Raw genomic sequence first — 20399 nt, forward strand, 5'->3', positions numbered from 1 at the left:
ATCCACCTCTACGGTGCCCGGAGTTCCACCACGGTCACCTCGGGCCGCGCGCCGATCCGCATGGGCGGTCCCCAGTACCCGGCGCCGGTCGTGACGTACAGCTGCGTGTCGCCGTGCCTCGACCAGCCCTCGACCGCGGGCTGGTCGAGCCGGATGGCGTGGTCGAACGGCCACAGCTGCCCGCCGTGGGTGTGCCCGGACAGCTGCAGGTCCACACCGGCAGCCCGCGCCTGGTCGACCATGTACGGCTGGTGGGCGAGCAGCACCACCGGCGTCGCGTCGTCGCGGCCGTCGAGGGCGGCGTCGAGGTCCGCTCCGTGCCCGGGGACGCCCGAGCCGGCCGCGGTGCGGTCGTCGATGCCGGCCAGGTCGAACGACGCGCCGCCGCGGGTGATCGGCACCCGCTCGTTGCGCAGCACCTCGACGCCGAGGGTCGGCAGGTGCCGGAGCCAGGCGGTGGTGTCGACGAAGTACTCGTGGTTGCCGGTGACGAAGAAGACGCCCTGCTCGCTGACCAGGTCGGCCAGCGGCGCGACCTCCTCGCGCAGCTCGTCGACCTCGCCGTCGACCAGGTCGCCGACGATCGCCACGACGTCAGGGCGCTGGGAGTTGACGATCTCGACCAGCCGCTCGAAGCGCCGCCCGCCGTAGGTGGCCGACAGGTGACCGTCGGAGAAGGTGACGATCCGCAGGCCGTCGAGCGCGGGGTCCAGCCGCGGCAGGGTGACCGGCACCCGGCGGACGACGGGCGCGGAGTTCGCGAGGTACACGCCCGTGCCCGCGGTGCCCAGCGCCACCGCGCCGGCGGTGACGGCCAGCGAGCGGGCGAGGAACAGCCGGCGAGAGGGGTCGGCGACGACCGCGCGGTCCTCCGGCCGCGGGGCCGGCTCCGGGTCCGGGCCGACGGAGGGGACGGGGGCCGGCACGGCCGCGGCGGCGGCGGGGACGGCGGGCCGGCGGGTCCAGCGGCGCAGCACCAGGCGGACCGGCTCCAGGACGAGCAGCGCGAGGAACGCGTAGAAGGCGATCCCGAGCCAGGTGTAGGCGACCCAGTCCAGCGGAGCGGCGGCGTCCAGGGGCAGCGTGCGGCGCAGCAGCACCGCGGCGGCGGGCAGCAGGGCGAGCACCACGGTGAGGGCGGTGAGCCGCCGCCGCGCCCGGCCGGGCCGGGTGGTGCTCCTGACCAGGCGCCACCAGAGGTAGCCGTGCAGGAGGAGCAGGGCGAGCAGGACGACCGTCCCGAAACCGAGCAGACCGATCAGGGACAGGACGGACCTCGCTTCGGCTGTGCGGGAGACACCACGGCAGGAGACGTGCGGGCGGCCCGGGGTGTTCCCGCCCCGGGCCGGCGCCCCGCCCGCTCAGGCCTTGACGGCCGCCTTCACCGCGGCGCGCAGGGAGGGCTCGAGCGCCCAGAACCGCTGGTCGGCGTGCTCGGCGCGCAACTCCTCCAGCGCGTGCAGCCGGCCGTAGGCGAAGGTGTCCTCCCCCGCCCCGACGGCGGCCGCCGCCAGCCGCAGGCACCACTGCCGGGCGACGACGGTGTCCTGGGCCTCGCCGAGCACGTCCTGCACCTCCTTCATGCAGGCGACCAGGGCCTCGGCGGGCGCCCCGAGCACCGGCGCGGCGACCTCGGCGGTGTAGCGGACCCGCTTGGCCGCCTTGCGGACCTCGTGGAGAGCGTGCTCGGTCTCGTCCTCGTGCGCGCCCGGGTCCTCGGCCTCGCGCTCGCGGGCCTCGTCGATGCGGGCCTGCATCCGCTTGCCGGTGCGCCGGACCGCGTCGACGAGGACGGCGTGCGCGGGCTCACCGGCCGCCTCGAGGAGCGGCGGGTCGGCGAGCAGCGCGTCGAGGGCGTCGAGCAGCGCCAGGTGCCGCCGGTCCGACAGCGCCCGGACCGCCGCCTTGCGGCCCCGCTCGACGTCGGCGATCTCGGTGGACTGCAGCCGGGCGGCCACCGGCCCGCGGACCAGCTCGACCGGCTGCGCCGCGACGACGGACTTGAGGTGCTCGAGGGCCACCTCGCCGTCGCGGGCGCCGGAGAGCGCGGCGCCGATCCACTGCAGCTCGTCGCGGACCGGGTCGGTGGTGGTGCGGTCGAGCACCGGCCGGAACGCGGCCAGGATGCTGCGCAGCCGGCGGCAGGCCACGCGCAGGTCGTGCACGCCCTCGGGGTCGCCGGTGCGGACCCCGATGTCGGCGGTCTGCAGCGCCTCGGCCTGGGTCCGCAGCGCGCCGAGCACCACCTCGCCCGCCGTCGGCCCGTTCTGCTTCCGCTTCTTCTTCCCCTCCTTGCCGCCGTCCCCGTCCTCCGTGGCGGCCGGCGGACGCGCCGGGGCGAGCGCGGCGAGCCGGTCGGCCAGCACGCGGGAGAGCTTGGACGGCAGGGCGGAGGGCTCGATGCCCGCCGCGGCCAGCGCCTCGGTGACGCCGTCGAGCAGCGCCCGGTCGCCCTCGACGAGCTCCACCTCCAGCTCGCGCCAGGTCATGACGGTCGCCGGGCTCTCGGGGTCGGGGGCGAGCGCGGTGCCGGTGACGGTGTCGGCGGCGACCTCGGCGAGGACGCGGCCCCCGTCGTCGAGCAGGTGCGTGACCTGCCGCGTCGTCTGCAGGGTGGCGACCGGCCCCGGCCTCGCGCCGCGCAGCACGGCGGTCACCGGCTCGGTCACCGCCCGCGGCACGACCGTGCGCCGGGTGCCCAGCGGGGCGTGCACCTCCCGGCGCGAGCCCGCGACGGCGGTGGGCAGCTTGAGGTGCCAGCCCGCGTCGGTGCCGCCGGTCCGCCGGCGCAGCGTGATCCGCGCGCGGGCCAGCCGCAGGTCCGGGGTGTCGTAGTAGGTGGCGTCCAGGTCGTGGGTGACCGGGTCCCCCGTCGACGCCACGCCGTCCACGGTCGTCAGGTCGGGGAGGACGACGTCCGGCCCCGTCTCGAACTTGCGCTCGACCTCGAGCTGTCCGCTGCCCACGTCGTCCTCCTCCTGGATGACCCTCCGCGCACGACCGTAGGCGTCCGGGTGTCGGAAGGCACCGGTACGGGCACTCCCCCGCGGAAACGACGCCAGCCGGGGTGTCGACGGAGGAGGCGAGCACCGTGTTGAGCGAGCGAGACCTGTCCGCGGCGATCGGGAGCACGGTCCAGGGCCCCGACGGGGAGAAGATCGGCACCGTCGAGAGCTTCTTCGTCGACGACCGCACCGGCGCGCCCACCTGGGTGGCCGTGAGCACCGGCCTGTTCGGCACCCGGCACTCGATCGTCCCGGCCACGCAGGCGACCTTCGACGACGGCGTGCTGAGCGTGCCCGTGCACAAGGACGCCGTCCGGTCCGCCCCGCACCTGGGCGGCGACCACCTCGGCCCGGAGGAGGAGGCCGCGCTGCGGCAGCACTACGGGCTGACGGCCGGCGCGGCGCCCGACGTCGCGGCCGGGCAGCCGGGGACGCCCGCGGCGACCGGGCCCGCGACCGGCCTGCCGGTCACCGGCGCGGCGGTGGCGGACACGCCCACCCGGCCGGTCCCCCCGCCGGCCACCACGGCGCGGACCACCACCGAGCAGGCCGCCCCGCCGCCACAGGGGGAGCCCGCCGCCGGGTACGCCGCGCCGCCCGCCGACGGCGCGATGACCCGCAGCGAGGAGCAGCTGCGCGTGGGCACCGAGCAGGTGGCCGCCACGCGGGTGCGGCTGGTCAAGTACGTGGTCACCGAGGAGGTGCAGGTGACCGTGCCGATCCGCCGCGAGGAGATCCGCGTCGAGCACGTGCCCCTCGACGCCCCCGACCTCCCCGGCGAGTCGCTGCAGCCCGCCGGCGGGACGGCGCCCGTCGCCGGGGCGCCGGGGGCCGGCACCGGCACCGGCCTCGGCACCGGGGGCCTGCCCGCGGAGATCGTGCTGCACGCCGAGCGGCCGGTGGTGTCGGTCGAGGTCGTGCCGGTCGAGCGGGTCCGGCTCGCCACCGAGGTGGTGCAGGGCAGGGAGCGGGTCAGCGAGCAGGTGCAGCGGGAGCAGATCGTCGTCGACCAGACGCGATTGCCGCAGGTCCGCTAGCCGCGGCGGTCGGCGAGGAAGGCGAACCGCTTGCGGGTGGCGGTGACCTCGGCGGGGTCGACGTCGGCCAGCACGAGCGTCTCGCCACCCGCGGCGGCGGCCAGCACCTCGCCCATCGGGTCCACGACCCGGCTGTCGCCGGCGTGGTGCAGGCCGTCGCCGCCGGTGCCGACCCGGTTGCAGGCGACCACGTAGGCCTGGTTCTCGATGGCGCGCGCCTGCAGCAGCGCCGTCCAGTGGTGCCGGCGGGTCGAGGGCCAGTTCGCCGTCACCAGGTAGACGTCGGTGGTCTCGGCGGCGGCCCAGAACACGTCCGCGAAGCGCAGGTCGTAGCAGACGAACGGCGTGATCCGCAGGTCGCCGACGGTCACCGTCACCGGGCCGTCGCCGGCGCGGTAGCGCTCGGCCTCGCCGCCGTGGGTGAACGGGTGCAGCTTGCGGTAGCGGTGCACCGTGCCGTCGGGGCCGGCGAGCACGAACGAGTTGTACGGCAGGTCCGCGCCCGGGGCGACCTCCGGGCAGGTGCCGGCCACCCAGACGCCGTGCTCGGCGGCCTGCGCGCACAGGAAGGACGCCGACGGGCCGTCCTCGGGCTCGCCGATGCCCGGCGTCATCGAGAAGCCGGTGGAGAACGTCTCGCTGAGCAGCACGAACTCCGCCCCGGCGGCCGCCGCGCGGGCGACCTGCGGCGCCAGCCGGGCGTAGTTGGCCTCCCGGTCCTCCCAGACGATGTCGTGCTGGACGATGCCGAACCTCACGCTGCGCCTCCCCGGCCGGACCTCATGGGGACATCCTGCCCAGGCGGGCCACCGCCTCGGTGAGCACCTCGTCGCGCTTGCAGAAGGCGAACCGCACGAGGTGGCGGCCGAGGTCGGCGTGTCCCGCCGTCCAGAAGACGCCGGCGGGCACCGCCACCACCCCCGCCCGCTCGGGCAGCGCGCGGCAGAAGGCCAGGCCGTCGCCGTCGGGCTGCACCCCGCGGACGTCGACCATCGCGAAGTAGGTGGCCTGCGGGCTGATCGTGGGCAGGCCCGCCGCGCGCAGCCCGGCGACCAGGACGTCGCGGCGGCGCTGCAGGTCGCGGGCGATGCCGGTGAAGTAGTCGTCGGGCAGCGCCAGCCCGGCGGCGATCGCGGGCTGGAAGGGCCCGGCGTTGACGTAGGTGAGGAACTGCTTGGCGGTGCGGACGGCGGCCACCAGCGGCGCCGGCCCGCAGGCCCAGCCCACCTTCCAGCCGGTCGTGCTGAACGTCTTGCCGCCGCTGCCGACCACCAGCGTCCGCTCGCGCAGCCCCGGGAGGGTCGCCGCGGAGACGTGCCCGGCGCCGTCGAACACCAGGTGCTCGTAGACCTCGTCGGTGACCAGCAGCAGGCCCGCCCCGAGGACCACCTCGGCGACCAGGTCCAGCTCGGCGCGGCTGAACACCTTGCCGGTGGGGTTGTGCGGGGTGTTGAGCAGCAGCAGCTTGGCCCGCGGGGTGACGGCGGCGCGCAGGTCGGCGGGGTCGAACGTCCAGACCCCGCCCTCGGTGTCGGCCGGCGGCGGGCTCAGCGGGACCGGCCGGAGGACGCCGCCGGCCATGGCCACCGCCGCGGCGTAGCTGTCGTAGACCGGCTCGAACAGGACCACCTCGTCGCCGGGCTCGACCAGCGCCAGCATCGCGGCGGTCAGCGCCTCGGTGGCGCCGGCGGTCACCAGCACCTCGGTGTCGGGGTCGTACGTGAGCCCGCGGAAGCGCTGCACGTGCGCGGCGATCGCCGTCCGCAGCTCCGGGGTGCCGGGGCCGGGCGGGTACTGGTCGGCCGTGGTGCCGATGGCGGCGCGGGCGACGTCGAGCACCTCGGCGGGGCCGGGGGTGTCGGGGAAGCCCTGGCCGAGGTTGATCGACCCGGTGGCGACGGCGAGCGCGCTCATCTCGGCGAACACCGTCGTCCCGAAACCCTGCAGGCGGTCGGCGAGGTACGGCTCGCGGCTCACCGGGCCACCTCGAAGCGGACCGAGCGGCGGGCGACGTCGGCCTCGGTGAGCCGGACCCGCACCCGGGAGCCGGCGGACGGGGCGGTGCCGGTGCAGCGCGCCCGGATCGCGGGCTCGGCGAGGACGACGGTGCCGCGGTCGCCGTCGGCGTCGACCACGACGGCGTCGAACAGGGCGCCCTCCCGGCCGGCGAGCAGCCAGGCCTCGGTGGCGTCGACGGCGGCCCGCTCGACCGCCCGGGTGCGCCGGTCGGAGGCGGCCATGAGGCCGGGCAGCTCCGGCAGCGCGGCGCGCACCGCGGGGTCGGGCTCGCGCCCGGCGGCCAGGGCGAGGCAGACCTCGGTGGCGAACCGGTCGACCAGCCGGCGCAGCGGGGCGGTGACGTGCGCGTACGGGGCGCCGACGCCGGCGTGGCCGGTCTGCCTGGGCGGGGCGCCGTCGAAGGGTGTGTAGGCCGCGCCGCGGAGCAGGGCGGCCGCCTCCTCGAGGAAGGCCGCGTGCCGGGGGTCGGTGACGTCGAGCCCGGCGAGGACCTCCCCCGGCCCGGCGCCGCCCGGCCACCGCACGCCGAGCGCGGGGGCCAGCCGGCGCAGCCGCGCGACGTCCTCCGGCCGGGCGGGCGGCAGGGTGCGCAGCACGCCGACGCCCCCGTCGAGCATGAGCCGGGCCGCGACCCGGCCGGTGAGCAGCGAGACCTGCGCGTTCCAGCCCTCGACCGGCAGATCCGCGCGGGCGACCAGCGTCCAGCCGCCGTCCGGGCCGCGCACCACCTGCTGCTCCGGGCTGCCGAGCTCGATGGCGCCGCGGTCGGCCGCGCGCCGCTCGAGCAGCCGGCCGACCTCGGGCAGCAGGGCGATCGGGTCGGGGAGGGTACCGGCGTCGGCCTGCGCCTGGACGTCGGGGTAGGCCAGCTGCGCGCGGCTGCGGACGCGGGCCCGCCGCAGGTCGACGCCGCGCACCTCGCCGTCGGCGTCGAGCCGGATCGTCCACAGCGCCGCGGCGCGGTCCTGTCCCGGCAGCAGGCTGGCCGCGTCCTCGCCGAGCACCGGCGGGTGCAGCGGGGTGCGCCGGTCGGGGCTGTAGAGGGTCTGGCCGCGGCGCCGCGCCTCGACGTCGAGCGCCCCGCCGGAGGCCACCACCGAGCCGACGTCGGCGATCGCGTAGCGGACGACGTAGCCGCCGTCCTCCCGCGCCAGGTGCACCGCCTGGTCGAGGTCGCGGCTGCCCGGCGGGTCGACGGTGACCAGCGGGAGGGCGGTGGCGTCCTCGTCCGGCAGCGGGAGGGCCGCCGCGACCCGCTCGGCCTCGGCGAGCACGGCGGCCGGGAAGGACTCGGGGACGTCGTGCTCCGCGCGGATCGCGGCGAAGTCCGGCCCGGCGGGGGCGGCGTCGGGCCACCGCGGCAGCGCCAGCGGGAAGCGGTTCCACGTGGAACCGGCGCCGTCGGTCATGCGATGCGCACGTCCTCGGCACCCTCGATCGAGACGACGTCGCCCCGGCGCACCTGCCGGCCGCGGCGGTCCTCGGGCTCGCCGTTCACGCGGACCGCGCCGGTGACCAGCACGTCCTTGACCTGGGCGCCGGTCGGCACGGCGTCGACGAGTTTGAGCAGCTGACCGAGGCGGATGGAGTCCTCACCGGGACGCAGTTCGACGGTGCGCACGACGTCGATCGTGCCCTCAGGCGGGGACGGGCGCGTCACCGACGGCCCGCCGGGCCGGGATCAAGGGCGGTACCGGCGCGGGCCGTCGGCCCCTGGGGAGGCGGCCCGGCCCCGTCCAGCATCGGAGCCCTGCCGGACCGACGCGGCGCCGGCCGCCACGAGGAGGGAGCAGGACATGCCGAAGGTGTCGAGGTCGACCGCGCCCCACCAGACCTTCCCGGGCTACGTGGACGCCCACGAGCAGGAGGCCGGGGACTGGACGGTCACCATCGAGCGCGACCTCACCGACATGGACTACGCGCCGTTCTTCCAGGGCGCGCCGGACGACATGTGCCAGGCGAGCCACGTGGGCTACGTGCTCTCCGGACGGTTCGGGATCCGGAGGGCCGACGGGACCGAGGAGGTCTTCGAGGCCGGGGACGCGTTCGTCATCGAGCCCGGGCACACGCCGTTCGCGTCGGCCGGGACGGAGTACGTCGCCTTCACCCGCACCGAGGAGGCGCGGGAGCAGATGGCGGTGATGATGCCGAACATCGTGCGGTTCGCGCGGGAACGCGGGATCGAGCTGCCGGGGCAGATGGCGTCCTCGTAGGCCGCCCGCCGCGCCGGCTCCCGGGCTCAGGCCGGGACGAGCGCGTCGCCGACGGCCACCCGGCCGGGCACGGGGACCAGGGCGCCGACCGCCAGGGTGCCGCCGTGCTCGCGGTGCACGGTCTTGAGGACGCCGGTGTCGCGGCCGATGCCGCCCGGCTGCGGCCGGGTCACCATGACGCAGCGGCTGACCGGCTTGAGCACGTCGAGCACCGCGGTGCCCAGCCGCACCGTGGACCCGACCAGGTCGTCCTCGCCCGCGCCGTCGAGCAGCACGTTGGCGCGGAACCGCCGCCGGTCCCAGGTGCCGAGCGTGCCGGTGGACACCAGGGAGACGCGGATCCGCGAGCTGTCGTGGAAGGCGCCGGAGGCACCCTCCCAGGCGTCCCACGGGCCGCCGTCCTCGTCGTCGACCGGGTCCTCGTACTGCCGCGGGCCCCGGACGGCCTCCGCCGTGCGCAGGGCCACCGGCTTCCCGAGCCAGTCGGAGAGGACCGCGTCGTCGGCGGTGACCGTGCCGTCGGGCAGGACCACCTCCACGCCGCCGTCGGCGCGCAGCCGGCCGGAGGCGAACAGCAGGTCCGGGACGCGGCGGGCGGTGAGGCCGAAGCCGGTGGACCGGTCGAACAGCGCCCACCGGCGGTCGCCGGCCAGCCCCTCGGGACCGACGTCGACGGCGTCGAGCCGCTCGCCCTGCAGCGACTTCACCGGGTAGCGCCAGAGCTCCTGCACCCGCACCTCAGGCCGCCGTCCAGGACAGCGTCCACGTGCCCGACCAGGTCTCCCCCGGGTCGAGGACGACGAGGTCGGCGTCGTCGGCCAGCGCGTTCGGCGGGCAGGTCATCGGCTCGACGGCGAGGCTGCGCCGGCGCTGGCCCTCGGGCAGCGTGTCGCCGCTGTAGACCTGCAGCCACGGCCAGGCCCGGTCGACGGCGAGCTCGAGCGTGCCCGCGGCGCCGCGCAGCCGGACCCGCGCCCAGCCGTCGTCGTCGCGGTCGAGGTCGGTGACGGCGTCGTCGAGGGCGCGCTCGCCGATCCGGCCGACCGCGCCGTCGAAGGGCCGGCGGGTGCCGGTGGGCAGGCCGCCGTCGAGGTCGAGGGCGGTGCGCGCCGGGACGGTGAGCTCGGCGTCGCCGATGCCGCCGTCGGCGTCCGCCCCGACCGACAGGTAGGGGTGCATGCCGGCGCCGAACGGCGCGGGCCGGTCCCCGGCGTTGCGGACCCGGACGGTGACGGTGAGCCGGTCCTCGGCGAGGAGGTGGTCGACGGCGGCCGCGAGGCGGAACGGGTAGCCGGGGCGGGCCTCGACGACGGTGCCGACGGTGACCGCGTCGGAGTGGCGGGCCAGCACCTCCCACCGCTGCCAGGTGACCAGGCCGTGCGCGGCGGGCTTGCCCGGCGCGGCGACGTCGAGCTGCAGCCGCTGCCCCTGCCAGGTCCACTGCCCGTCGCGCAGCCGGTTGGGCCAGGGCAGCAGGACACCGCCGCGCCGTCCGACGGGCACCGTGCCGGCGGGATAGCCGTCGAGGACGTCCCAGCCGCCGGCGGTGAGGGCGCGCAGCCCGCCGCCGCGCAGGTCGACGGCGAGGCGGGCGTCGCCGCGGACGAGCTCCACCTCCGCCGGTTCCGTCTGCGGCCAGGCGGTCATCGGCGGCACGCTCACCGGCTCACCCCACCACATCCCGGCAGCCGGGCCCAGCGGTCCTCGTCCTGCGTCGGGCGGCGTCCCTCCGCACGGGGCGGCGGCGGGTCGGGCGGACCCGGCCCGGCCTGTCGCTCACGCGGGTCGCCCTTCCCGCTCTGTCGAGGGTCTCGCCAGATCTGTGGACAGCCTCCTGACCTGGGGATTCGCACTGCACGAGGCCATCGGATCCACTGGACTTCGATCATGTGTTCGGGTGAACTGAGCAGTGGTGACGTCCTCGACGACGTCGCCGCGCTGGTCGCCGAGCGCAACCGGATCGACGCCCGGCTGGCCCGCGCGGTGCGGACCGCGGAGAACCAGCAGGCGCCCGAGCGGGACGGGCAGAAGTCGATGGCCTCGTGGCTGCGCGGGCACTGCCGGCTGTCGACGGCGGAGGCCTCCCGGCTCGTGCGCAACGGCCGCGCGCTGGAGCATCTGCCGGCGCTGGCCGAGGCCCACGCCGCCGGGCTGGTGTCGGCCGAGCAGGTCGCGGTAGCTGCCCGCGCCGTGACCCCCGAGCGGCTGGCCTCAGCTCTCGAGCAGGGCGTGGACCTGGCCGTCATCGACGCGGTGCTCACCGGAGTCGCGGTCGAACGCGCGCACGCCGATCTAGTCCAGGTGGTGCAGCACTACGTCAACGACCTCGACCCCGACGGGCCGGAGCCCGATCCGACCGAGGGCCGGTCGCTGACGCTGTCCCGGCACGCCGACGGGTCGCTGAGCATCCGCGGCCATTTGGACGCCGTGGGCGGGGAGAAGCTGCAGACCGCCCTCGAGGCCCACGTGCAGGCCGACCGGCCCGCCGGTGACGAGCGCACCCGCGCCCAGCGGCTGGGCGATGCTCTCGTCCAGGTCGCCGACAACGCGCTGGCCCCCGGTGGGGTGCCGGTGCTGCGTGGGGTGAAGCCGCAGGTCGTCGTGAAGGTCGATGCCGAGGACCTCGTGGCCGGGGCGGGCAGCGCGGAGCTCGGCTCCGGCACGCTCGTCTCGGCCGCCCGGGCCCGCTGGCCGGCCTGCGACGGTGCGATCGCCCGGGTGGTCATGGGGCCCGACGGCGTGCCGCTCGACGTGGGCCGGGACCACCGGCTGGCCACCCGGGGCATCCGCCGCGCCGCAGAGGTCCGGGACGGCGGCTGCGTCTTCGCCGGCTGTGACGCCCCGACCTGGTGGTGCGACGCCCACCACCTGGTGCACTGGCTCGACGGCGGCGAGACCTCGCTGGAGAAGTCGGCGCTCTTGTGCGAACGCCACCACACCGAGGTCCACCACGGCTTCCGCGTCGAGCGACAACCGGACGGCCGATGGCGCACCTGGCGCCCCGACGGCACTGAGATCACCGTGCCGGCACCACTGCGGCCACCACCGCTGGCGCCCGCTGCCTGACCTCCGCGCCCGGACACGGCCGCCCGCTGCGAGCGGACGGCCGTGCCGGGCTGCGCGCCGTCAGGGCGCTGCGGTCACCCGCTCACCGATCTGCAGCACCTGCTCGCGGGTCAGCGCCTGCGGGGCGAGCAGGCGGAAGAACCGGCCGTCCGGGAGCTGCCCCATCAGCGTCCAGAACGGCGGCTGCCCCCCCCCCCGTCGCCGGTCGGCAGCGACGACGGCAGCGCGTGCAGCGGGACGGCGTCCGGCGGCGGGCCGGCCGGCCGGTGCGCGGCGAGGGCGGTGACGACCGGTGGTGAGCCGGACGCGGGCGGTGAGGCGGCCACACCCCTCCATGTCCGGTGCGCCGGATCGGGTTCACGCGCGGCCGGCGAGGTCCCGTTCGTAGTACAGCGAGCACCCGGCGCCCGGGGCGTCCACGTAGGCGCCGAACGCGGGGATCGGACGGTAGCCCGCCCCCTCGTACAGCGCGATCGCCTCGGGCTGGCGCGGGCCGGTCTCCAGCCGCAGCGTCGTCCAGCCGCGCTCGCGGGCCGCGGCCTCCAGCCCGGCCAGCACCACCTTGGACACGCCCCGCCCGCGGGCCTCCGGCGCCACGTACATGCGCTTGACCTCGGCCACGTCATCGCCCAGGGCGCGCAGCGCGCCGCAGCCGACCGCCGTCCCGTCGGGAGCCCGCGCGACCAGGACGACGCTGACGTCCGCGGCCGACGGCGGCGTCCCCGGCTCGCTGTCACCGTCGTAGCGGGCCCGCAGCTCGGCCTGCTGCGCGGAGGTCAGCCGCCGCACCTCGTCGTCGTCCCAGGCGGCGGGCTCGAGCACGACCGTCACCGGCTGATCCCGTGCAGCAGCAGCGCGGCGAGCTCCCGGTAGGCGGCGGCGTCGTCCAGGCCGGTGGCGCGGGCGGTGTCGCCGCGGCCGATGCGCGACATCAGCGTGGTGACGGTGTCGGCCACCAGCGCCGGGTGCACCTCGCGGAACCGGCCGGCCGCGACGCCGTCGGCGATCATCGCGGTCACCCGCTCGGCGGCGACGGCGGTGTTGTGCTCGTACACCGCCCGCCCGGGCGGGAACGCCTCGAGGTCGCGGTAGAACGCCCGCGACGCCGGGGTCAGCTCCCCCGCCACCGCCTCCAGGTACGCGGTGACCCGCCGCGCCGGGTCGGTCTCCCCGGCGGTCCGCGCCTCGACGGCGGCCGTCGCCCGGCGGAAGAAGTGCCGCACCACCCGCACGGCGAGCTGCTCCTTGCTGTCGGCCAGCGCGTACAGCGTCGTCTTGGAGCAGTGCAGCCGGACGGCGAGGTCCTCCAGGGTGAACCCGGCGAAGCCCTCGGCGAGGAACACCTCGGTGAGCTGGTCGAGCAGCTGCGCCTGGCGCGCGGTCAGCCGCCGCTCACCGGTCTCGGTCGTCGTCACGGCACCTCCATCCGGCGGGAGAGCATGCCTCCTGACCTCCCAGCAGTACCCGCGTATCGTCCTCGGTACTGCCGCTGATCCGCGACGAGGGGGACCCCGTGGCCGTCGACCGAGAGCTGCCCACCCAGGAGGCCGCCGACCTGATCGCGCTCACCCGCGAGATCGCCGACGCCGAGCTGGCGCCGAAGGCGGCCGCGTACGAGCGCGAGGAGCGCTTCCCGCGGGAGGTGTTCGCCCTGCTCGGCGAGGCGGGCCTGCTCGGCCTGCCCTTCGGCGAGGACGTCGGCGGCGGCGGTCAGCCGTACGCCGTCTACCTGCAGGTGGTCGAGGAGCTGGCGATGCGGTGGGCCAGCGTCGCCCTGGGGGTCAGCGTGCACACCCTCGCCTGCGGCCCGGTCGACCGGCTCGGCACCCCGGCCCAGCGCGAGGAGTGGCTGCCGGAGATGGTCGGCGGCCGGCTGCTCGGCGCCTACTGCCTGTCCGAGGCGCACGCCGGCTCCGACCCCGCGGCCATGCGCGCCGCCGCCAAGACCACCGAGGACGGCTGGGTGGCCACCGGCGAGAAGGCCTGGGTCACCCACGGCGGGCAGGCGGACTTCTACACGACCTTCCTGCGCACCCCCGACGACGGCGACCGCGCCATCTCCTGCTTCCACCTCACCCCCGACCTGCCCGGCCTGTCCGCCGCGCCGCCCGAGCAGAAGATGGGGCTCACGGGCTCCACCACCGCGGCGATCCGGCTCGACGACGTCGCGGTGCCCGGCGACCGGATGGTCGGCGAGCCCGGCCGCGGCCTGGCGATCGCCCTGGGCGCGCTGGACTCCGGCCGCCTGGGCGTCAGCGCGGTCGCCGTCGGGCTGGCCCAGTCCGCGCTCGACGTCGCCGTCGCCTACGCCCTCGAGCGGGAGGCCTTCGGCCGGCGCATCGTCGACCACCAGGGCGTGGCGTTCCTGCTGGCCGACATGGCCGCCGCCGTCGAGTCCGCCCGCGCCACCTACCTGGTCGCCGCCCGTCGCAAGGACGCCGGCCGGCCGTACTCGCGGCAGGCCAGCATCGCCAAGCTCGTCGCCACCGACGCCGCCATGAAGGTCACCACCGACGCCGTCCAGGTGCTCGGCGGGGCCGGCTACACCCGTGACCACCCCGCCGAGCGGTACATGCGCGAGGCGAAGGTCATGCAGATCTTCGAGGGCACCAACCAGATCCAGCGGATGGTGATCGGCAAGCACCTGGCCCGGGAGGCCGTGCCCGCGAACGGCTGACCGTGTAGGACGCACGGCCGACTCGTGACGTCTGTCAATGGTGACGGCCGCCGCACCGGGAAAGACTCGGGTCACCCGCTGACGAGGAGCCCCGAGATGCCCGAGCCGCACCTGCTCGCCGCCGACGCCGACCGCGCCGCCGTCGTCACCCGCCTCGACGAGTCGCTGGCCGACGGCCGGCTGACCCTGGCCGAGTACGAGGACCGGTCGGCCCGCGCACACGCCGCCCGGACCTACGGCGAGCTGGCCGAGCTGACCACGGACCTGCCCGGCCCGGCCCGCCCGGCGCCCCGCCCGGTCGTCGCGGCCGCGTACGGCGGCGCCTGGCACGGCGCCTGGGGGCACGACCTGCGCGCGGCCTGGACGAGCTGGCTGGTGACCGGCGTGATCGTCGTCGGCATCTGGCTGGTGTCCGTGGTGGGCAGCGGCGACCTCGTCTACCCGTGGCCGGTGTGGGTCGTCGGCCCGTGGGGCGTCGTCCTGCTCGCCCGCACCCTCGGCGAGCGGCGCTGCGGACGGCGGCCGGCCGCCTGAACCGGTGCGGGTCCGTCCGGTACCGGCCGGGTAGCCCCGAAGGACCGCAGCCGAGAGCCCGGAGGACCACCGTGCACACGCTCACCGAGCGCTTCACCGACGCCCTGCACCACCTCGACGCCGAGCGCGACCCGCAGCCGCTGGTCGACCTCACCGGCGACGACGCCGAGCTGGTGAAGCTCAACCAGGACCACGAGGCGCGCGGCCGCGACGGCGCCCGCCGGTTCTGGGAGGACTACCGCACCGTCTTCGGCGACCTGGAGACGACGTTCACCTCGAGCACGGTCGGCGAGAAGACGGCCGCGCTGGAGTGGGAGTCGCGCGGCACGCTGCGCAACGGGAAGCCGTTCACCTACCGCGGAATCACCGTGATCGAGGGCGACGGGTCCGACGACGGCCTGCTCACCGGCGTCCGCACCTACTACGACTCCGCCGCCTTCCTGCAGGAGACCGCCGGCACCGCCTGAGCACCGCCGGAGCGACGCTCACCCCTCGCCGACCGCGCGCTCCGTGCAGTCGGCGAGGGTCGCGGTCCAGCCGGCGTGGACCTGCGCGAGCTCGACGTCGCTGCGCTGTCCCTCGAGGACCGGGTGGGTGAACGTCCCGGTGCATCCGACCGGCGCCGTCTGAACCAGGTCCTCGGCGTGGCCGCGGGCGCCGGTGAGCAGGTAGGCGGTCCGCAGCAGCGCCGCCTCGTGGGCCACGACGAACGCCGTGGAGGCGTCCCGGTCAGGAGGGGACCTGGCTCCCGGGTGGCCGGGACGTGTCCGAGCAGACGGTGGGTGCACACCGGCGGGAACGACCCGCCGCACCGAACCCGGAGGTCCCTCGCGTGCACACCACCGCTCCCGTCCCCGTCCCCGCCGCGCCGGCCCCGGCGCGCTCCCTCGGCCCCGTCGGCCGCCGGCTCGCCGTCACCGGCCTCGTCGTCGGCGGCGTCCTCAACACCGCCGAGGCCGCCCTCGTGCAGTTCCTGCCGGAGCGCCCCGAGGCGATCGTCGACCAGCTCGCGCTGGTCGGGGAGAACACCGCCCTGTTCACCACCCGCCTGGTCGCCGGCACGCTCGCCATCCCGTTCATGGCGATCGCCTTCCTCGCCGCCGCCGGCCTGCTGGCCACCCGCATGCGGCGGACCGCGATCGCCGCCGGCACCCTGCTGCTGGCCGGCATGTGGGGGTTCGTGGGCATCCACCTCACGGGCTACCTGCAACTGCCGGCCGCGCAGGCCGCCGACCTCGACGGCGCGGCGGCGCTGCTGTACGCCGCCGAGGCGCACCCGGTGTTCCTGGCGCTGTTCCTCGCGCCCTTCCTGCTCGGCACGACGCTGGGCATGGTCACGCTGACGGTGGGCCTGCTGCGCTCCGGCGTCGTCCCGCGGTGGATCCCGGCGGCCTGGCTGGCGTTCATCGTGCTCGACTTCTCCGTCGGCGCGGTCGGCCCGGTCGACCCGCACTGGCTGTGGCTGGCCGGCGCCCTGGGGCTCGCGGTGCACATCGCCCGCGCCGGTCACCTCGCCCGCTCGGGCGAACGGCGCGGCCTCGCCTCCTGACCCGCGGGGACCCCGACCCCTACGGTCCACCGGACATGTACCGGAACCGGCGCGGCAGCCGGGTCGCCCTCCCGGCGGCCCGGCTGCTCGCCGTCGCCGCGGTCGTCGCCACCGCCGTCGCGCTGGTCCTGCCCGTCCTGCGCGGCGGGGACTGGCTGTCGCAGCTCTTCCGGACCCCGGAGCCGGTGGCCGGGCCGAGCTTCGCCGTCGCCGGGGCCCTGCTCGCCGGGCTGCCGCAGGCCCGGCGGCTGGGCTGGCTGCTGCTGGCCATCGGCTGCTCGGCCTCGGCGTACGTCCTCGCGACGTCCTGGTGGGCCGCGGCGGGCCAGACCGGGCCGGCCGGCTGGGTCCGCAGCTGGGTGTGGGTGCCCGCGCTGCTGCTGGTCACCACGGTGCTGCCGCAGGTGCTCCCCCACGGCCGGCCGCTGCCCGGCTGGTGGCGTCTCCCGCACGCGGCGGCACTGGCCCTGACGGTCCTCGCCACCGCCGCCGTGGCCCTGCCCCTCGGCATCGGCGACCCGTTCGGCGTCCCCGTCTTCCCCGTGCTGCTGGGCGCGCTGGTGGCCGCCGGCGTCGCCTCGCTCGTGGTCCGGGTGCGCCGGGCCGACGGCGTGCAGCGGCGGCAGCTGGCCTGGGCCGGCTACGGCGTCGTGGTCGCGATCGCGGCCACGTTCCTCGCGCCGTGGTGGGGCGTGTCGCTGGCCGTGCTCCTCGTGCCGGCCGGGCTCGCCGTCGCCGCGTTCCGCTACCGGCTCTACGACATCGACCTGCTGGTCAACCGCACCGTCGTCGGCGGCGTGCTGCTCGGGCTGACCGCGCTGGTGTACGCGGCGGTGGTGGGCTGGGCCGGCGCCCTGCTCGGTGACCGGCGGGGATGGGCTCCCTTCCTCGCCGCCTTCGCCGTGGCGCTGGCCTTCCACCCCGCCCGGCTGCACGTGCAGCGGCTGGTTGACCGGCTGCTCTACGGCGACCGCGGGGACCCCTACACGCTGCTCACCCGGGTCGACGCCGCCCTCGGCGCCGCCGCGTCGCCCCGGCAGGCGCTGCACGCGGGCGCGGAGGCGGTGGCCACGGGGCTGCGGCTGCGCGGGGCGGCGGTCGAGGTGCCGCTGCCCGGCGGCGCCGTCGTCCGCGAGGAGGCCGGGCAGGTGCCCCGTGGTGCCCGCCGGGTGCCGCTCGCGCTGCACGGCGAGCCCGTGGGTGAGCTGCTCGTGGCCCCGCGGGCGGCCGCGGCCGGGTTCGAGCCCGCCGACGACCGGGTGCTCGCCGACCTCGCCGGGCGGCTGGCGGCGGCCGCGTACGCGGTGCGGCTCAGCGGCGACCTCGCCGAGTCCCGGGAACGGCTGGTCACCGCCCGCGAGGAGGAGCGCCGCCGCCTGCGGCGCGACCTGCACGACGGCCTGGGCCCGCAGCTGTCGGCGGTGGTGATGACCCTGGACACCGCCGGGTCCGCGCTGCGCCGCGACGACGCCGCCCGGGCCGCCACGCTGGTCGCCGCGGCCGGCACCCAGGCCGCCGACGCCGTCGCCGACGTCCGGCGCCTGGTGCACGGCCTGCGCCCGCCGACCCTCGACGACCTGGGGCTGCTCGGTGCGCTGCGCGCCGGCGCGGCGCCGCTCGCTGAGGGCGGCCCGCGGGTGACCGTGACCGGCGAGGGGGACCTGACCGGGTTGCCCGCCGCGCTCGAGGTCGCCGCGCTGCGCATCGCCCAGGAGGCGCTGCACAACGCCGTCCGCCACGCGGCGGCGCAGACCGTCGCCGTCCACGTCCGGGTCACCGGGAACACCGTCGAGGTGGCCGTCACCGACGACGGCCGCGGCCTGCCCGAGCGGCCGGTCCCCGGCGTCGGCCTGTCCTCGATGCGGGAGCGGGCCGCCGAGCTGGGCGGCTCCTGCTCCGTGGGTCCGGCCGAGCCGTCGGGCACCCGCGTCTGCGCCGTCCTGCCCCGCCAGCTGCACACCTGATCCGAGGAGGAGACCGTGCGCGCCGTCGTCGCCGACGACCACCCCGTGTTCCGCCAGGGCCTGCGGGTCCTGCTCGAGGACCTCGGCGTCGACGTCGTGGCCGAGGCACCCGACGGGACCGAGGCCGTCGCGGCGGCCCTGCGGGAGCGCCCGGACGTCGTCCTGATGGACGTGCAGATGCCGGGCCTGTCGGGGATCGAGGCGACCCGGCGGCTGGTGGAGCAGTGGCCGGAGGCCCGGGTGCTGGTGCTCACGATGGTCGCCGACGACGAGGCCGTGTTCGCGGCCGTGCAGGCCGGCGCGCTGGGGTACGTGCTCAAGGGCGCCGGCCAGGCCGAGATCGGGCGGGCGCTGGAGTCGGTCGCCGCCGGTCAGGGCGTGTACGGGGCCGAGGTGGCGCGGCGGCTGCGGGCCTTCTTCACCGCCGGGTCGGGGGTGGTCGCCAAGCCGTTCCCGGAGCTGTCCGACCGCGAGCGGGAGGTCCTCGACCTCATCGCCGCCGGGCTGCCGAACACCGCGATCGCCCACCGGCTGTACCTGTCGGAGAAGACCATCCGCAACAACGTGACGTCGATCTTCGCGAAGCTGGCGGTGCGGGACCGCGCCGAGGCGGTGGTCCGGGCACGCGAGGCCGGCCTGGGCCGGCCCCGCTGACCGGCGTTCCGCCCCGGAACGCGGAACGGCCCCCGGGGATCCCGGGGGCCGTTCGACTGGGTGGGCAAGGGGGGAGTTGAACCCCCACGTCCTTCCGGACACACGGACCTGAACCGTGCGCGTCTGCCATTCCGCCACTTGCCCTGGCGAGGAGAGACAGTAGCAGCCCACCGACGGGACCCGGCGGAGGGGTCCCGCCCCCGGGCCCGGCGGCGCCGGCCGGACCCGGGGGTGTCACGCGTTCCTGGCCGGTCGCGACGCAACCACCCGGCTACGATCAGTCGAGGATCACCTGTACGGGCGAGCGTGGAGGAGCGACTGTGGGCGTGCTGCAGCGCTTCGAGCGACGGCTCGAGGGGATGGTCGGCTTCGCCTTCGCCCGGATCTTCAAGGGCAAGGTCCACCCCGCCGAGATCGCCAAGGCCCTGCAGCGGGAGGCCGACGAGCAGAAGTCGGTCATGGGCGAGGGCCGCGTGCTAGCGCCCAACGTCTACGACGTCCGCCTGGGCCCCACCGACTACGACAACCTCGCCGAGTGGTCCGGCCAGCTGGCCTCCGAGCTCGCCGACATGGTCTCCGAGCACATCGACGACGAGGGCTGGCAGGTCTTCGGCCAGGTTCAGGTCCGCCTCGAGCGCGACGACGCCCTGCCGACCGGCGTGTTCGAGGTCAGCTCGCACGTCGCCGACCCCGCCCGCCCGGGCTCGCGCGCCGACTCCGCCGCCGTCCCGCCGGCGCCGCCGCTGCACGGCTCCGGCGCGGTCCCCCCGCTGCCGCCGCTGCACGGCCGCGTCGCCACCGACACCGGGCGGCAGCACCCCTCGGTGACCGGCCGCGCGGGCTCCCGCCCGGGCGTCACGCACGTGCTCGTCGTCGACGGGCCCGGCACCCGGCACGAGCTCAGCACCGGCCGCAATGTCATCGGCCGCGGCACCGACGCCGACATCCGGCTGCCCGACACCGGCGTCAGCCGCAAGCACGCCGACTGCGTCCTGGAGAACGGGACCGCCGTCGTCGAGGACCTCGGGTCGACCAACGGCACGCTGGTCAACGGCCGCCGGGTGAGCCGGCAGGCGCTGTCCGACGGCGACGTCATCCGCATCGGCCACTCGGTGCTGGTCTACCGGCAGGACGGCGCGTGAACGGGAGCCGGCCGTGACCGCCGAGATCGTGCTGCAGGTCTTCCGCTTCGGGTTCCTGCTGCTGCTCTGGCTGTTCATCTTCGCCGCGTTCCGCGTGGTCCGCGCCGACCTGTTCGGCGGCCGGACGGGGCGGGTCGCCTCGGTCCCGCCCCGGGCCGCGGCGACCCCCGCCCGCAAGCGCGGACGCGGCCCCAGGACACTCGTGGTGACCGCCGGTCCGCTGACCGGGACGAAGATCACCCTCGGGGAGCAGCCCATCCTCATCGGCCGCGCCGACGACTCGACGCTCGTCCTCACCGACGACTTCGCCAGTTCCCGGCACGCCCGGCTGACCAACCGCAGCGGGCAGTGGTACGTCGAGGACCTCGGGTCGACCAACGGCACCTACCTCGACCAGCAGCGGGTGCAGGGGCCGCTGCTCGTGGCTCCCGGCCAGCCGATCCGCATCGGCCAGACCGCCCTGGAGCTGCGCTGATGGGCACCCTCCACACGAGCACGCAGACGACCACGGGGAGCGGCAGACCAGACGTGAGCAGGTC

Annotated in this window: 22 protein-coding genes and 1 tRNA gene; 11 read left to right on the plus strand and 12 right to left on the minus strand. The window is 76.6% G+C overall.

Features of this window, described 5'->3' with window-relative positions; translation table 11 throughout:
* Positions 1 to 8 precede the first annotated feature (8 nt).
* The gene (locus ACI79L_RS07900) at positions 9 to 1130 is read right to left on the minus strand and encodes a metallophosphoesterase (protein WP_456936247.1); all 1122 of its coding nucleotides are present in this window, start codon (positions 1128 to 1130) and stop codon (positions 9 to 11) included.
* Between the two features lie 231 nt (positions 1131 to 1361).
* Positions 1362 to 2966, minus strand: coding sequence for a CYTH and CHAD domain-containing protein (locus tag ACI79L_RS07905; protein WP_456936248.1), 1605 nt, complete (start codon positions 2964 to 2966; stop codon positions 1362 to 1364).
* A gap of 125 nt (positions 2967 to 3091) precedes the next feature.
* Here ACI79L_RS07905 and ACI79L_RS07910 point away from each other — a divergent pair, with 125 nt between their 5' ends.
* The gene (locus tag ACI79L_RS07910; protein WP_456936249.1) at positions 3092 to 4042 is read left to right on the plus strand and encodes a DUF2382 domain-containing protein; all 951 of its coding nucleotides are present in this window, start codon (positions 3092 to 3094) and stop codon (positions 4040 to 4042) included.
* Here ACI79L_RS07910 and ACI79L_RS07915 read toward each other — a convergent pair.
* The 4 genes from ACI79L_RS07915 to ACI79L_RS07930 are packed head-to-tail and all read right to left on the minus strand — an operon-like array spanning position 4039 to position 7682.
* Positions 4039 to 4800 carry a nitrilase-related carbon-nitrogen hydrolase gene (locus ACI79L_RS07915; protein WP_456936250.1) on the minus strand — a complete coding sequence of 254 codons (762 nt, stop codon included), beginning with the start codon at positions 4798 to 4800 and terminating at the stop codon, positions 4039 to 4041. The two genes, ACI79L_RS07910 and ACI79L_RS07915, sit on opposite strands and share 4 nt — an antisense overlap.
* 22 nt (positions 4801 to 4822) lie before the next feature.
* Entirely contained in the window at positions 4823 to 6019 is a 1197-nt protein-coding gene (locus ACI79L_RS07920; protein WP_456936251.1) for a pyridoxal phosphate-dependent aminotransferase, read from the minus strand.
* On the minus strand, positions 6016 to 7470 hold the full coding sequence (locus ACI79L_RS07925; RefSeq protein ID WP_456936252.1) for an RNB domain-containing ribonuclease: 1455 nt from the start codon (positions 7468 to 7470) through the stop codon (positions 6016 to 6018). Before ACI79L_RS07925 ends, ACI79L_RS07920 begins: the two co-directional genes overlap by 4 nt.
* The gene (locus ACI79L_RS07930) at positions 7467 to 7682 is read right to left on the minus strand and encodes an RNA-binding S4 domain-containing protein (RefSeq protein ID WP_456927759.1); all 216 of its coding nucleotides are present in this window, start codon (positions 7680 to 7682) and stop codon (positions 7467 to 7469) included. Before ACI79L_RS07930 ends, ACI79L_RS07925 begins: the two co-directional genes overlap by 4 nt.
* 175 nt (positions 7683 to 7857) lie before the next feature.
* Between ACI79L_RS07930 and ACI79L_RS07935 the strand changes: the two genes are divergently transcribed.
* Positions 7858 to 8274: a hypothetical protein gene (locus ACI79L_RS07935; RefSeq protein WP_456936253.1), complete on the plus strand. Its 417-nt coding sequence runs from the start codon at positions 7858 to 7860 to the stop codon at positions 8272 to 8274.
* 26 nt (positions 8275 to 8300) lie between these two features.
* Here the strand turns inward: ACI79L_RS07935 and ACI79L_RS07940 are convergent, their stop codons facing one another.
* Complete coding sequence (locus tag ACI79L_RS07940) at positions 8301 to 9005, minus strand: MOSC domain-containing protein (RefSeq protein ID WP_456936254.1); 705 nt, start codon at positions 9003 to 9005, stop codon at positions 8301 to 8303.
* A 7-nt stretch (positions 9006 to 9012) separates the two neighbouring features.
* On the minus strand, positions 9013 to 9936 hold the full coding sequence (locus ACI79L_RS07945) for an aldose epimerase family protein (protein WP_456936255.1): 924 nt from the start codon (positions 9934 to 9936) through the stop codon (positions 9013 to 9015).
* Between the two features lie 225 nt (positions 9937 to 10161).
* On the opposite strand from ACI79L_RS07945, the gene ACI79L_RS07950 reads away from it, so the two are divergent.
* Complete coding sequence (locus ACI79L_RS07950; RefSeq protein ID WP_456936256.1) at positions 10162 to 11340, plus strand: DUF222 domain-containing protein; 1179 nt, start codon at positions 10162 to 10164, stop codon at positions 11338 to 11340.
* A gap of 357 nt (positions 11341 to 11697) precedes the next feature.
* Here the strand turns inward: ACI79L_RS07950 and ACI79L_RS07955 are convergent, their stop codons facing one another.
* Together ACI79L_RS07955 and ACI79L_RS07960 are read right to left on the minus strand one after the other, a co-directional pair.
* Positions 11698 to 12171, minus strand: a complete 474-nt coding sequence (locus ACI79L_RS07955; RefSeq protein WP_456936257.1) for a GNAT family N-acetyltransferase — start codon at positions 12169 to 12171, stop codon at positions 11698 to 11700.
* Positions 12168 to 12755, minus strand: coding sequence for a TetR/AcrR family transcriptional regulator (locus ACI79L_RS07960; RefSeq protein ID WP_456936258.1), 588 nt, complete (start codon positions 12753 to 12755; stop codon positions 12168 to 12170). Before ACI79L_RS07960 ends, ACI79L_RS07955 begins: the two co-directional genes overlap by 4 nt.
* Positions 12756 to 12853: 98 nt before the next feature.
* On the opposite strand from ACI79L_RS07960, the gene ACI79L_RS07965 reads away from it, so the two are divergent.
* The 3 genes from ACI79L_RS07965 (at position 12854) to ACI79L_RS07975 (ending at position 15018) form a co-directional block, all read left to right on the plus strand.
* Complete coding sequence (locus ACI79L_RS07965) at positions 12854 to 14017, plus strand: acyl-CoA dehydrogenase family protein (RefSeq protein WP_456936259.1); 1164 nt, start codon at positions 12854 to 12856, stop codon at positions 14015 to 14017.
* A gap of 96 nt (positions 14018 to 14113) precedes the next feature.
* Positions 14114 to 14551, plus strand: coding sequence for a DUF1707 SHOCT-like domain-containing protein (locus ACI79L_RS07970; protein ID WP_456936260.1), 438 nt, complete (start codon positions 14114 to 14116; stop codon positions 14549 to 14551).
* 71 nt (positions 14552 to 14622) lie between these two features.
* Complete coding sequence (locus ACI79L_RS07975; protein ID WP_456936261.1) at positions 14623 to 15018, plus strand: nuclear transport factor 2 family protein; 396 nt, start codon at positions 14623 to 14625, stop codon at positions 15016 to 15018.
* An 18-nt stretch (positions 15019 to 15036) separates the two neighbouring features.
* On the opposite strand, the gene ACI79L_RS07980 is transcribed toward ACI79L_RS07975, so the two are convergent.
* Positions 15037 to 15255, minus strand: coding sequence for a hypothetical protein (locus tag ACI79L_RS07980; RefSeq protein WP_456936262.1), 219 nt, complete (start codon positions 15253 to 15255; stop codon positions 15037 to 15039).
* A gap of 128 nt (positions 15256 to 15383) precedes the next feature.
* Here ACI79L_RS07980 and ACI79L_RS07985 point away from each other — a divergent pair, with 128 nt between their 5' ends.
* Genes ACI79L_RS07985 through ACI79L_RS07995 form a run of 3 tightly spaced genes read left to right on the plus strand, consistent with a single transcriptional unit; the run spans position 15384 to position 18718 of the window.
* A complete protein-coding gene (locus ACI79L_RS07985; protein ID WP_456936263.1) occupies positions 15384 to 16100 on the plus strand; it encodes a hypothetical protein in 717 nt (238 codons plus the stop codon).
* Positions 16101 to 16135: 35 nt separating this feature from the next.
* Positions 16136 to 18064 (plus strand): histidine kinase, encoded by a 1929-nt coding sequence (locus ACI79L_RS07990; RefSeq protein ID WP_456936264.1) that lies wholly within the window; start codon positions 16136 to 16138, stop codon positions 18062 to 18064.
* A 15-nt stretch (positions 18065 to 18079) separates the two neighbouring features.
* Positions 18080 to 18718 (plus strand): response regulator, encoded by a 639-nt coding sequence (locus ACI79L_RS07995; protein WP_456936265.1) that lies wholly within the window; start codon positions 18080 to 18082, stop codon positions 18716 to 18718.
* 61 nt (positions 18719 to 18779) lie between these two features.
* Here ACI79L_RS07995 and ACI79L_RS08000 read toward each other — a convergent pair.
* Positions 18780 to 18862, minus strand: a tRNA-Leu gene (locus tag ACI79L_RS08000).
* Between the two features lie 176 nt (positions 18863 to 19038).
* On the opposite strand from ACI79L_RS08000, the gene ACI79L_RS08005 reads away from it, so the two are divergent.
* Both ACI79L_RS08005 and ACI79L_RS08010 read left to right on the plus strand, forming a co-directional pair.
* Positions 19039 to 19860 carry an FhaA domain-containing protein gene (locus tag ACI79L_RS08005; protein WP_456936266.1) on the plus strand — a complete coding sequence of 274 codons (822 nt, stop codon included), beginning with the start codon at positions 19039 to 19041 and terminating at the stop codon, positions 19858 to 19860.
* A gap of 13 nt (positions 19861 to 19873) precedes the next feature.
* A complete protein-coding gene (locus tag ACI79L_RS08010) occupies positions 19874 to 20335 on the plus strand; it encodes an FHA domain-containing protein FhaB/FipA (protein ID WP_387988658.1) in 462 nt (153 codons plus the stop codon).
* Positions 20336 to 20399: the final 64 nt, after the last annotated feature.

This window comes from Geodermatophilus sp. SYSU D00684 (assembly GCF_054050455.1).

What these genes read in the sequence shown, in the direction of transcription:
- ACI79L_RS07925 (WP_456936252.1), bottom strand. Translation starts at nt 7,470, where the DNA reads ATGACCGACGGCGCCGGTTCCACGTGGAACCGCTTCCCGCTGGCGCTG.
- ACI79L_RS07935 (WP_456936253.1), top strand. Translation starts at nt 7,858, where the DNA reads ATGCCGAAGGTGTCGAGGTCGACCGCGCCCCACCAGACCTTCCCGGGC.
- ACI79L_RS07950 (WP_456936256.1), top strand. Translation starts at nt 10,162, where the DNA reads ATGTGTTCGGGTGAACTGAGCAGTGGTGACGTCCTCGACGACGTCGCC.
- ACI79L_RS07970 (WP_456936260.1), top strand. Translation starts at nt 14,114, where the DNA reads ATGCCCGAGCCGCACCTGCTCGCCGCCGACGCCGACCGCGCCGCCGTC.
- ACI79L_RS07990 (WP_456936264.1), top strand. Translation starts at nt 16,136, where the DNA reads ATGTACCGGAACCGGCGCGGCAGCCGGGTCGCCCTCCCGGCGGCCCGG.